Annotated in this window: 14 protein-coding genes; 4 read left to right on the forward strand and 10 right to left on the reverse strand. The window is 72.4% G+C overall.

From position 1 onward, the window contains the following. Positions 1–3: 3 nt before the first annotated feature. Entirely contained in the window at positions 4–819 is an 816-nt protein-coding gene (locus ACZ5TL_RS20125) for an ABC transporter ATP-binding protein (RefSeq protein ID WP_468591334.1), read from the reverse strand. Between the two features lie 170 nt (positions 820–989). Between ACZ5TL_RS20125 and ACZ5TL_RS20130 the strand changes: the two genes are divergently transcribed. Together ACZ5TL_RS20130 and ACZ5TL_RS20135 are read left to right on the forward strand one after the other, a co-directional pair. Next, positions 990–1,229: a toxin-antitoxin system HicB family antitoxin gene (locus ACZ5TL_RS20130; RefSeq protein ID WP_468591335.1), complete on the forward strand. Its 240-nt coding sequence runs from the start codon at positions 990–992 to the stop codon at positions 1,227–1,229. A gap of 4 nt (positions 1,230–1,233) precedes the next feature. Further along, positions 1,234–1,608: a fic family toxin-antitoxin system, toxin component gene (locus tag ACZ5TL_RS20135; RefSeq protein WP_468591336.1), complete on the forward strand. Its 375-nt coding sequence runs from the start codon at positions 1,234–1,236 to the stop codon at positions 1,606–1,608. A gap of 9 nt (positions 1,609–1,617) precedes the next feature. Here ACZ5TL_RS20135 and ACZ5TL_RS20140 read toward each other — a convergent pair whose 3' ends face one another. The 6 genes from ACZ5TL_RS20140 to bioB form a co-directional block, all read right to left on the reverse strand. Next, the gene (locus ACZ5TL_RS20140) at positions 1,618–2,292 is read right to left on the reverse strand and encodes a class I SAM-dependent methyltransferase (protein ID WP_468591337.1); all 675 of its coding nucleotides are present in this window, start codon (positions 2,290–2,292) and stop codon (positions 1,618–1,620) included. A 68-nt stretch (positions 2,293–2,360) separates the two neighbouring features. After that, the gene (locus tag ACZ5TL_RS20145) at positions 2,361–3,296 is read right to left on the reverse strand and encodes an endonuclease/exonuclease/phosphatase family protein (protein ID WP_468591338.1); all 936 of its coding nucleotides are present in this window, start codon (positions 3,294–3,296) and stop codon (positions 2,361–2,363) included. A 1-nt stretch (position 3,297) separates the two neighbouring features. Continuing rightward, positions 3,298–4,221: a class A beta-lactamase gene (gene bla, locus ACZ5TL_RS20150; RefSeq protein ID WP_468591339.1), complete on the reverse strand. Its 924-nt coding sequence runs from the start codon at positions 4,219–4,221 to the stop codon at positions 3,298–3,300. A gap of 61 nt (positions 4,222–4,282) precedes the next feature. Beyond that, the gene (bioD, locus tag ACZ5TL_RS20155) at positions 4,283–5,008 is read right to left on the reverse strand and encodes a dethiobiotin synthase (RefSeq protein ID WP_468591340.1); all 726 of its coding nucleotides are present in this window, start codon (positions 5,006–5,008) and stop codon (positions 4,283–4,285) included. Position 5,009: 1 nt separating this feature from the next. Beyond that, complete coding sequence (locus tag ACZ5TL_RS20160) at positions 5,010–6,290, reverse strand: adenosylmethionine--8-amino-7-oxononanoate transaminase (protein ID WP_468591342.1); 1,281 nt, start codon at positions 6,288–6,290, stop codon at positions 5,010–5,012. Next, entirely contained in the window at positions 6,283–7,479 is a 1,197-nt protein-coding gene (bioB, locus tag ACZ5TL_RS20165) for a biotin synthase BioB (RefSeq protein ID WP_468591343.1), read from the reverse strand. Before bioB ends, ACZ5TL_RS20160 begins: the two co-directional genes overlap by 8 nt. A 152-nt stretch (positions 7,480–7,631) precedes the next feature. Between bioB and ACZ5TL_RS20170 the strand changes: the two genes are divergently transcribed. Then, positions 7,632–8,759: an 8-amino-7-oxononanoate synthase gene (locus tag ACZ5TL_RS20170; RefSeq protein WP_468591344.1), complete on the forward strand. Its 1,128-nt coding sequence runs from the start codon at positions 7,632–7,634 to the stop codon at positions 8,757–8,759. A 61-nt stretch (positions 8,760–8,820) separates the two neighbouring features. On the opposite strand, the gene ACZ5TL_RS20175 is transcribed toward ACZ5TL_RS20170, so the two are convergent. Further along, the gene (locus tag ACZ5TL_RS20175; RefSeq protein WP_468591345.1) at positions 8,821–9,063 is read right to left on the reverse strand and encodes a DUF397 domain-containing protein; all 243 of its coding nucleotides are present in this window, start codon (positions 9,061–9,063) and stop codon (positions 8,821–8,823) included. Positions 9,064–9,072: 9 nt separating this feature from the next. Continuing rightward, complete coding sequence (locus ACZ5TL_RS20180; protein WP_468591346.1) at positions 9,073–9,933, reverse strand: helix-turn-helix domain-containing protein; 861 nt, start codon at positions 9,931–9,933, stop codon at positions 9,073–9,075. A gap of 214 nt (positions 9,934–10,147) precedes the next feature. Here ACZ5TL_RS20180 and ACZ5TL_RS20185 point away from each other — a divergent pair, with 214 nt between their 5' ends. Continuing rightward, positions 10,148–10,606, forward strand: a complete 459-nt coding sequence (locus ACZ5TL_RS20185) for an ATP-binding protein (protein WP_468591347.1) — start codon at positions 10,148–10,150, stop codon at positions 10,604–10,606. A 6-nt stretch (positions 10,607–10,612) separates the two neighbouring features. Here ACZ5TL_RS20185 and ACZ5TL_RS20190 read toward each other — a convergent pair whose 3' ends face one another. Then, complete coding sequence (locus ACZ5TL_RS20190) at positions 10,613–11,248, reverse strand: DUF6328 family protein (RefSeq protein ID WP_468591349.1); 636 nt, start codon at positions 11,246–11,248, stop codon at positions 10,613–10,615. Between the last annotated feature and the right edge of the window lie 126 nt (positions 11,249–11,374).

Below are 11,374 nucleotides of genomic sequence, written 5' to 3' on the forward strand. Positions count from 1 at the left end.
GGATCAGTTCTCCTCGGCGGATGCCGCGCTGTCCTCGGACCGGGTGCGGATCGCATCGAACCTCTTCATCCGCTCCAGCACGGCCTCCGCCGTGGGCTGCGGCATCTCGTCCACGATCCGGCCGTCCCCGAGGAAGAGCACCAGGTCCGAGTGGGCGGCGGCGCCCGGGTCGTGGGTGACCATGACGACGGTCTGACCCAGCCGGTCCACCGCCTCGCGCAGGAAGCCGAGGACTTCCAGACCGGCGCGCGAGTCGAGGTTGCCGGTCGGCTCGTCCGCGAAGATCAGCTCGGGCCGGGAGGCGAGTGCCCGCGCGCAGGCCACCCGTTGCTGCTGCCCGCCGGAGAGCTGGGAGGGCCGGTGCCCGAGCCGGTCCCTCAGGCCCAGGGTGTCGATGACCCGGTCCAGCCACTGGGCGTCGGGCTTCTTGCCCGCGATGTCCATGGGCAGGGTGACGTTCTCCAGTGCGTCCAGGGTCGGGATGAGGTTGAACGACTGGAACATGAACCCGATCCGGTCCCGGCGCAGCCGCGTCAGCTCGCGATCCTTCAGTCCCGTGATCTCCGTGTCGCCGAGCCACACCTGACCGGCAGAGACGGTGTCGAGCCCGGCCAGGCAGTGCATCAGCGTGGACTTCCCCGAGCCCGACGGTCCCATCACCGCGGTGAACCGGCCGCGGACGATGTCCACGTCCACCGAGTCGAGCGCGAGGACGGTCGTCTCGCCCGAGCCGTACGCCTTCGTCAGACCGCGGGCGCGGGCCGCGATCCCGTCGGCCGGCGCGAGGCCGGGAGCGTGCTCCGCAGCAGGTGTGGACAAGGCCGCCTCCTCAAGTGTCGTGCGGGTGCTTCTCGGCCGTTCTCGTCTTCCTCGGTCCAGGTCTTGCGTGCTCCCGCCGAGCGTAGTGTGACCCGGCCCACACTCGGCATCCTCCGCGGGTCGGACACCCGCCCTTGCCGGTGCTAGCACCTCCGCGCTAGCGTCGAGGTATGGCGAAGACCCAGCTGAACGTGCGCGTCGACGAGGGCACCGCCCGCGCAGCCCGCGAGCGCGCCCTGGCCCGCGGGATGAGCGTCAACCGCTACATCGAGGAGCTGGTCAGACAGGACACCGGCGAGGTCGGCCACACCTTCGTGGAGGCCGCCGCCGACTTCATGAAGCAGTACGAGTCCGTCTTCGCCGAGGAGTTCGGCCCGCAGGGCGAGGGCACGCGCGAAGGTCGTCACTGAACCGTTGGACAACCTCGAGATCGACCTCGCCTGGCTGCTGATGCTCGCCGAGCAGAAGACCCCCGGAGACCCCCAGGTCACCGACTGGGGAGCCCTCGTCGCCGCCGTCGCACGCCACCGGGCCCGGATATTCGACGTCCCCGTCTACGACAGCCCGCACGCCCGCGCCGCCGCGCTGCTCCAGCTCCTCCTCCACGTCCCCGCGCTGGAGCGCTCCAACGCGCTGTTCGCCTCCGCCGTCGCCTACGCCTACCTGGTCGCCAGTGGCGCCAAGGTCGTCACCTCGCCCGAGCAGGTCCGCGACCTCGCCCGGCTGGTCAAGAGCGGCGAGGCGTCCGTACGGGACATCGAGCAGGAACTGCGCCAGTGGAGCCTGTGACCGCGCGGCCTAGGGGCTGACCGGGCGCCACGCCGTGCCCAGCACGCAGTACGAGCTGGGCAGCACCGGCCCCTGCTCCGGCATCAGCACCTGTCGGTAGGGGCCGAGTTCGAACCCGGCGTCCCGCAGCGACCGCACCGGCTCCCGCGCCAGACGGCAGCCCCCGCTCAGCACCGGCCACACCGTCCGGTCCAGCGCGTGCTGGGTGAAGGTCATCGCACGGCCGCCGCCCCTGCCATGCTCGAAGAACCGGACCTCACCGCCCGGCCGCAGCACCCGCCGCAGCTCCCCGAGCGCCCGAGGCACGTCCCGCACACTGCACAGCACCAGCGACACCACCGCCGCGTCGAAACCCTCGCTCTTGACCGGCAGCGCCTCGGCCACCCCCGGCACCACGTCCACCGGTACCTCGGCGCGCAGCGCGGCCTCCACGGCCAACTGCCGCAGCCGCCGCTCCGGTTCGATCGCCACGACCTCCGAGACGGTGCCCGGGTAGTGCGCGAAGTTCAGCCCGTTGCCCGCGCCGATCTCGATCACCCGCCCGGACAGCCCGCCGAGCAGTCTCTCGCGCACCCTCCCCATGCCCATCCGGGTCTCGGCGGTGACGCTGACCCGGGCGTAGCAGCGCGCGAACACTGGATGGTGCACGGCGTCCCGCGGCACCTTCCCGGAGCGGAGCGGCATGGGGACCTCCCTGACGAGGCTGGCCTTACCGCGATTGTCCCCCGTACCGGCTCGGCGCACCCCTGCCGCTACCGCAGGAGTACGCGGCCGAGCACCGGCCGGTGGTCACTTCCCGTCGCGTCCAGCGCCGACACCTCCGTCACCTCGACGCCCCTGCCCAGCACCTGGTCGATCCTCGCCACCGGCAGGGCGGCCGGCCAGCTGAACGCGAACCCCGAGGGCGGGGCGCCCAGCCGGGAGGTGAGCGGACCGAGTCCGCGGTCGTGCACCGTGCCGTTGAGGTCGCCGACGACCAGGAGCCGGTCGGCCGGGTCGTCCGCGATCCGGGCCCCGAGCAGGGCCGCGCTCTCGTCGCGGGCCGCCGAGGCGAGGCCGGTCGGGCCCAGCCGGACGGACGGCAGATGGACCACGTACACCGCGATCTCCCCGCCCGGCGCGGACACCGTGGCCCGCAGCCCGCGCCGCCAGCTCTCCGGGAAGCCCTCGGGCCGGATGTCCACGGGCCGCACGTCCGACAGGGGCCAGGCCGACCACAGCCCGACCGTGCCGTGCACCGCCCGGTGCGGGTGGGACGCGCCCAGCACGTCCTGGTACGCGGGCCGCGCCGTGGGCGTGAGCTCCTGCACGCCCACCAGCTCCGCCCGCGTGGCGAGCAGGGCGCGTGCCGTGCCGGAGGGGTTGGCGTTGTCGTCGGCCACGTTGTGCTGGACGACGGTCAGGTCGTACCGGCCCGGGGGCGAGGAGAACCACGTCCCGCCGAACATCCAGAGCCAGACGAGGGCGGGCGCCAGGCAGGCGAGCAGCCCCGCCCTCGACCGCGCGAGCAAGGCCAGGCAGCCGAGGACCGGCACCGCCACGCCCAGCCACGGCAGAAACGTCTCCAGCAGGCTCCCGAGACGACCGATCCCGTTGGGCACGACGGAGTGCAGGGCCAGCAGACCGGCGGCACCGGCCGCGCCGCCGGCGAGCCAGGCGTCCCGGGAAGTTCTGCGGTCGGCGGCCACGCTAGGCGAGCTCCGCCGCCAGCAGCGCGGCCGTCCGGGCCACCAGCGGATTGTCGGCCGGGGCGTCCTCCTCGGGCTGGGTGGTCAGCACCGACAGCACGATCGGCGGACCGTCCGGCGGCCAGGTGATGCCCACGTCGTTGTTGCCGCCGTACCGCCCGCCGCCGGTCTTGTCGGCGATCAGCCAGTCGGAGGGCAGGGCCTTGCGGAACTTCTCGGTGCTGGTGGTGTTGCGGAGCAGCCAGTCCGTGAGCCGTGCCCGGTCCCGGGGTTCCAGCACGTCGCCGAGCACCAGGCGCGCGTAGGTCAGGCCGATGGCGCGCGGGGAGGTCGTGTCGGTCACGCGCCACGGTTCCGCGCTGTTGAGCTCGGGCTCCCAGCGGTCCAGCCGGGTGACCCCGTCGCCCGTCGAGCGGGCGAAGCGCGTGATCGCGGCCGGCCCGCCCAGCTCCCGGAGGAGCAGGTTGCCGGCGGTGTTGTCGCTGAAGCGGATGGTGGCGTCGCACAGTTCGCCGACCGTCATGCCGGTCGCGACGTGCTGCCCGGTGACGGGGGAGTACCCCGACCGCGTGACGTAGTCCTGGGTGAAGTGGACGCGTCTGGCCAGGAACTCGCCGTCGCGGTCGAGGTCGCGCAGGACGGCCGCGGCGGCGAGCGTCTTGAACACCGAGGCCATCGGGAAGCGCTCGTCGGCCCGGTACGCCACCGTCCGGCCCGTGCGCAGGTTGCGGGCGTAGACGCCCAGCCGGGCGGTGTGCTCGCGCTCCAGTTCCCTCAGCCGTGCGGTGACGCCGCCGGTGCCGGGTGAGGCGTGGGCCGTGCCGCCGCTCAGCGCGAGAGCGGCGGCGGCACCCAGCGCGAGGGCCGTGCGGCGGGACGGGTGTGGGTGTTTCGTGTGCACCGAGTTCCCTTCGGAGGTGATCACGTACGTAGTTCAACACGCGATCACGTCCGTGGCGGTTTCACCGCGGCGCCCGCCGAAACGCTCAGGACGCCCGGGGAGCCTCCCGCAGCCGGAACGCCTCCGCATCCCACGTGCCGTCCAGGCGCGGCGCCAGCCACTGCGGCGCGGTCGCCCGGAAGTCCCCGGGGGAGAGGGCCCCCGAGCCGGCGGGAACCGAGCCCAGCAGCGGCGCTCCGGCCACGTCCGGCAGGTCCGCGAGATTGCAGCGCGCGGCGAGATCCGGGACCGCGGGCCAGCTCCCGATCACCACACCCGCCAACTCCAGACCACGGGAACGGAGTTCACGTGCCGTGAGCTCCGTCGCGTTCAGCGTGCCGAGACCCGCCGGCGCCACGACCAGCACCGGTGCCGACAGCAGCCCGGCCGCGTCCGCCAGGGTTCCCCCGGCCGCGTCGAACCGTACGAGCAGGCCGCCCGCCCCCTCGACCAGCACCAGGTCGTGCTCGGTGGCCAGCTTGGCGGCGGCCTCCGCGACCTCGTGCGGGTGTACGGGGGCGCGACCGGCCCGGCGGGCGGCCGTGGCCGGGGCCAACGGCTCGGGATATCGGGCGAGTTCGGCCGCCGTCACCGCGCCCGCGAGGCGTGCGGCCTCGGCGGCGTCCCCCGGCTCGTCCGGCCGTACGCCCGTCTGTGCGGCCTTCAGCACCGCCACCGAACGTCCGGAGGCCAGCGCCGCCGCGGCGACGGCGGCGGTCACGACCGTCTTGCCGACCTCCGTGCCCGTGCCTGTGATCACCAGTACCGGCATGTCATCCCTCCCGCGCCGCCGCGCACACCGCCCGCGCGATCCGTGCCAGGTCCGCGTCGCCCGTGACGTACGGCGGCATGGTGTAGATCAGATCGCGGAACGGCCGCAGCCACACGCCCTCGCGTACGGCCGCCTCCGTGGCCGCCTTCATGTCCACCGCATGATCCAGCTGCACGACCCCGATGGCGCCGAGGACCCGTACGTTCCGCACGCCCGGCAGGTCAGAGGCCGCCGAGAGCCCCTCCCGCAGCCCCGCCTCGATCCGCTTGACCTCCGCGAGCCAGTCCTGCCCGAGCAGCAGCTCGATCGACGCGCAGGCCACGGACGCGGCCAGCGGGTTGCCCATGAAGGTCGGCCCGTGGGCGAGCACCGGCACGTCACCCCGCGAGATGCCGTCGGCCACCCGGGCGGTGCACAGCGTCGCCGCCATCGTCAGATAGCCGCCGGTCAGCGCCTTGCCCACGCACATCACGTCCGGTGTCACCGCCGCGTGCTCCGCCGCGAACAGCGCGCCCGTACGGCCGAAACCGGTCGCGATCTCGTCGAACACCAGCAGTACGTCGTGCGCGTCGCACGCCTCGCGAAGCACCCGCAGATAGGCGGGGGAGTGGAAGCGCATCCCGCCCGCGCCCTGCACCACCGGTTCGACGATCACCGCGGCCAGTTCGCCGGCGTGCCGCCCGATCAGTGCCCGCAGGTGCTCGGCGTACGTCTCCTCGTACTCCGCCGGAGGCGGGTCCGCGAACACCTGGCGCTGGAGCACCCCGGTCCACAACTCGTGCATCCCGCCCTCGGGATCGCACACCGACATCGGCTGCCAGGTGTCGCCGTGGTAGCCGCCGCGCCAGGTCAGCAGCCGCTGCTTGCCGGGACGGCCGAGCGAACGCCAGTACTGCAGGCACATCTTGACCGCGACCTCGACCGACACCGACCCGGAGTCCGCGAGGAAGACATGCTCCAGCCCTTCGGGCGACATGTCGGCAAGGAGCTTCGCCAGACGGACGGCGGGCTCGTGCGTGAGCCCGCCGAACATCACATGGCTCATCCGCCCCAGCTGCTCGCGCGCCGCCTCGTTCAGCACCGGGTGGTTGTAGCCGTGGATCGCCGACCACCAGGACGACATCCCGTCGACCAGCTCTCCCGTGCCGTCCGCGAGCCGCAGCCGCACGCCGCTCGCCGACTCCACCACGAGTGGTTCCTGCCGCCCGGGCATCGGCCCGTAGGGATGCCACACATGCCGCCGGTCGAGCTCCAGCAGCTCGGCGACCGCCGGCTCAGGCATTGGGCGCGAGGTCCGTCCCGGCGCCCCGGCGGCGCACGGCGACCAGGTCGGTCCGGGGCCCGGCGGCCGTACGGGGTTCATCGGCCTGCGGTTCGGCCTGCTCGGCGGCCTGCGGTTCCGCGTCCGAACCGCACGCCCCGCCGCCGCCCGAACCGCAGACCCCGCCGCCGTCCTGGCAGCCTCCGGCCCGGTGCTCGGGCAGTGTGACCTGCTCGGTGCCCTCCACCTCGAACCCGGCGTCCGCGATCATCTCCAGGTCGGCCTTGCCCGCCTGGCCCTCACTCGTGAGGTAGTCGCCGAGGAAGATCGAGTTGGCCAGGTGCAGGGCGAGCGGCTGCATCGAGCGCAGATGGACCTCACGCCCGCCCGCGATGCGCACCTCCACGTCCGGGCAGACGAACCGTGTCATCGCCAGGATCCTGAGGCACCGCTGCGGGGTCAGGTTCCACTCCTTGCCGAGCGGGGTGCCCTCGAACGGGATCAGGAAGTTGACCGGAACCGAGTCCGGGTCCAGCGCGCGCAGCGAGAAGACGACGTCCACCAGGTCCTCGTCCGTCTCGCCCATGCCGGCGATCAGCCCCGAGCAGGCGGACAGGCCCGCCGCGTGCGCCTTGGTCACCGTGTCCACCCGGTCGGCGTACGTGTGCGTGGTGGTGATGTCGCCGTACGTCGCCTCGGAGGTGTTGAGGTTGTGGTTGTAGGCGTCGGCGCCGGCCTCGCGCAGCCGCTCCGCCTGGCCGTCGGAGAGCAGGCCGAGGCAGGCGCACACCTCGACGCCCTCGTTGTTCTCCTTGATGGCCTTGATCGTCTCGGACACCCGGTCCACGTCACGGTCGGTCGGACCGCGCCCGCTGGCCACCAGACACACCCGCTTGGCGCCCCCGGCCACACCGGCCGCCGCCGCGTCGGAGGCCTGGTCGGGTTTGAGCCAGGTGTACTTCAGGATCCCGGCCTGGGAGCCGAGCCGCTGCGAACAGTAGGAGCAGTCCTCGGGGCACAGGCCGGACTTCAGATTGACGAGATAGTTGAGCTTCACCCGTCGGCCGAACCAGTGCCGGCGCACCTTTCCGGCCGCGGCCACCACATCGAGCAGGTCGTCGTCGGACGTCGCGAGGACGGCCAGTGCCTCGTCACGGGTCGGCCGCTCGCGCCGAAGCCCCTTGTCCACCAGCGTGTTCAGCAGGTCCATGAGAGCCGATCCTGTCCTACTCAGGCGCCCCGGGCCAAGGAGACTTCGTACAACAGAGTCGCTTCGAGGTGTGGGTATTGCCACACACTGACCTGCTGGTCTCCCCGCTAGTGTCTGTGCACTGCCTACAAATTCCCCCCGGAGGACCCCCCATGGCGTTCGGCTGGATCGACGAGCAGGCGGAACTGCGCCGCCGCGCCGGACTCGTACGGACCCTGCGCCCGCGTCCGGCCGATTCGCCGCTCCTCGACCTGGCGAGCAATGACTATCTGGGGCTGGCCCGCCACCCCGAGGTCGCCGAGGGCGCGGCCCGTGCCGCACGGGTCTGGGGCGGCGGCTCGACCGGCTCCCGGCTCGTCACCGGCACCACCGACCTGCACACCGAGCTGGAACGCGAACTGGCCGATCACTGCGGCTTCGAGGCGGCCCTCGTCTTCTCCTCCGGCTACGCGGCGAACCTCGCGGCGGTCACCGCGCTGGCCCCGCACGGCTCGCTGATCGTCTCCGACGCGGGTAACCACGCCTCGCTCATCGACGGCTGCCGGCTGGCCCGCGGTACGGCACAGGTCGTGGCGCACGCCGAGCCGGAGGCCGTGCGCAAGGCGCTGTCGACGCACGAGGGACTGGCGATCGCCGTGTCCGACACGGTCTTCTCGGTCGATGGCGACGCGGCACCGCTCCCCGCGCTCGCCGCGGCCTGCCGGGAGCGCGGCGCCGGGCTGGTCGTCGACGACGCCCACGGCCTGGGTGTCCTCGGCGACGGCGGCCGCGGCGCCCCCTACGCGGCGGGACTCGCGGGCGCCGGCGACGTCGTCGCGACGGTCACGCTGTCCAAGTCGCTGGGCAGCCAGGGCGGAGCCGTCCTCGGCCCCGCGCGGGTCGTCGACCACCTGGTCAACGCGGCGCGGACGTTCATCTTCGACACGGGACTCGCCCCCGCCGCCGCGGGGGCGGCCCTGTCGGCCCTGCGGCTGCTGCGCCGCGAGCCGGAGCGGGCGGCGCGGGCCCGCGCGGTGGCGGGCGAACTCCATGCGCGCCTGACCGCCGCGGGTCTGGAGGCGGTACGTCCGGACGCCGCGGTGGTCTCGGTGCGGGCGCCCTCTCCCGAGGACGCGGTGCGCTGGGCGGCCGAGTGCCGCGCGGCGGGCCTGGCCGTGGGCTGCTTCCGTCCTCCCTCCGTGCCCGACGGCATCTCCAGGCTCAGGCTGACCGCCCGCGCGGACCTGACCGGTGAGCAGATCGAACGCGCTGTACGGCTGATCGGCGAGACGCGGCCGTGAGTCGGCGTGACACGGCCGTGCGCCGCACGATGACGGACTGGTCACGGACTGGTCAGACTGATCAGAAGGGCTTCACATACGGTTTCACCGCGGCCGTGAACTCCGCCCAGCTCTCCGGAGAGAAGAGCAGCGCGGGCCCGGCCGGGACCTTGGAGTCACGCACGGCGAGAAGTCCGGCCCAGGGCCGGGTCCTCGGACACGCGGTCTCGACGCAGTTGTTCGCGCCGGTGCTGTAGCTGCTGCGCAGCCACCGCACACCGTGCAGTTCGATGCTTGAGGGGACGTGACGAGGCAGTGCACGCATGGTGCCTCCTTACGCGCCGGCGGCTGTCCCGGCGATGAAATCCAACGAGTCCTCGGGCGAAAGGGCGTGGATCTGAAGGGCGTTGAAGGCCTCCGTGTAGGCCTGGAGGTCTTCTTTCCGCTCGAGGTAGAGGCTACTCGTCAAGTGGTCGAGAACAACCACATCCAGATCAGAAGTGCTCGAAAATGAGAAGATAACGAAAGGGCCGGTGACCCCGATGTGTGCCCCGGCCGCGAACGGCAGTACCTGGAGCCGCACTTGGGGCAGCCGCGCGGCCTCGACCAGCCGTTCCAGCTGCCGGGCCATGACGCCGGGCCCTCCCACCTCCCGCCGCAGCACCGCCTCGTCCAGGACAGCGCTCAGTTCCAGCGGTGGATCCGCGCGCAACACGTCCTGCCGGGCCAGCCGCACCTCGACCAGGGTGTCCAGCCGGTCCTCGGAGAGCCCCTCCACAGCGGCCTTCGTCACCGCGCGCGCGTACTCGGGCGTCTGGAGCAGGCCCGGGACGACGGTGGTCTCCAGGGTGCGCATCACGCCGGCCTGGGACTCCAGACTGATGAAGTCCCGGTAGGTCGGCGGCAGCACCCCGCGGTAGGCGTGCCACCAGTGGTGCCGTCCGCCGCTTTCGTCGGAACCCGCCAAGACCATCAGCAGCTCGCGGAGTTGGGAGTCCGCCACAGCGTAGGCGTCGAGGAGTAACCGCACATCGGCCGGTTTCGCCCCGCTCGTGCCCGTCTCGATCCGGCTGACCTTCGACTGGTGCCAGCCCACCAGCCGGGCCGCCTCGCCACTGGTGAGCCCCGCAGCGGTGCGCAGCGCACGCAGTTCGGCGCCCAGTTTCCGGCGGCGCACCGCGGGACCGTTCTGCATGGGCGCTCCTCCCTACTCCTTCCGAGCCACCCAAATACGGTCTCGCGTCGCAGAGTTCACCGCTTTGAGCGACAGATATATGCATATCTTGGTGGATCGTCGCCCTTCAGGGGTGTTCTGGTGGCAGTCTGGCGACGAAGCACCAGTCCGGGACCGTACTCGAACCATCCGCTCCGTGTCGGACTGCGGTCCCGTGGGAAGGGACGACGCCGCCATGGCAGACCATCTGGAAGCATCCCTCACTCTGCCGAGCGATCCCGCCTCGGTCTCCGCGGCGCGTGCCTACGTGGTGGGCATGCTGGCGGAGTGGGGCCTGCCGGCGGACACGGACGTGTCCGACACCGTCCGGCTCATCATCTCCGAGCTCGCCACCAACGCCGTCCAGCACACCTTCGGCCAGTCGCCCACGTTCACCGTGGACGTCGTACTCGACCGCGACGAACGGCTGAGCATCGGCGTCACGGACAGCAACCCCCGTTTCCCCAGACGCCTGCCCGCCGCCGTCCAGCAGGACAACGGACGCGGGCTGGTCATCATCCGCTGGCTGACCGCGGAGCGCGGCGGCAGACTCCGTATCCGCCCCACGCGCGAGGGTGGCAAGACCATCTGGATCGAACTCCCGTGGACCGTCCCGGCCCGGCCGGTGACGGCGACGGGCCGCCAGGAGTCTTAGGGATCCTCACCGGTGGCGCGTCGACGCCTCTCGGTGCGGTGCCGCTCCGCGTGGCGCCGACGGCTGTCTGAGGGTGCGCCGCAGCGGTGCGGGAACCTCCGGGGCGTCCCGGGACGGCGCCTCGGAGGCGCTCTCCGTCGCTGTGGTCCCGTCGCCCTCCTCGCGCCGCCCCGCCCGCCGTACGAGCCGCGGGAGCAGCCCCCACAGGCCCGTGCAGACGAGGAACGTCGCGGCGCCCGCGGTGATACCGCCCATCCGGCCCGTGGTCACGTCGACCACCAGCAGCACGGAACCGCTGAACGCGAACACCAGCACGGCCAGTCCGGTCGTGGCCAGGCGTGAGGAGACCTGCACGATGCGCGGTTTGGCACCCTGCTGGAAGAGCGAGCGGTGCAGCGCGGCCGGCGCGGTGAACAACGCCGCGGCCAGGACCGCCAGCAGCAGGGTGACGACGTAGGTGGCGCGCTGGACCGAGTCGAGGTCCTCGAAGCGCGAGGTGAAGGCGAGCGACAACAGGAACGCGAAGAGGATCTGTACGCCCGTCTGGGTGACGCGGAGTTCCTGGAGCAGCTCGACGAAGTTGCGGTCGGCGCGTTGCAGCGGAGTCTCGTTGCGCGCGGTGCAGGGACGGTGCTCGGGCATACCCTGACGGGTATCCAGGTGAGCCCGTCTCACGCCCCGGCGTGGGGGGGGGGGGGGGGGGGGGGGGGGGAGGAGGGGGAGGGGGAGCCCCAGCGCGCCCACCCAAAACACTTTGTTCAAGATTTT

The sequence above is a fragment of the Streptomyces sp. NPDC033136 genome (genome assembly GCF_055578235.1).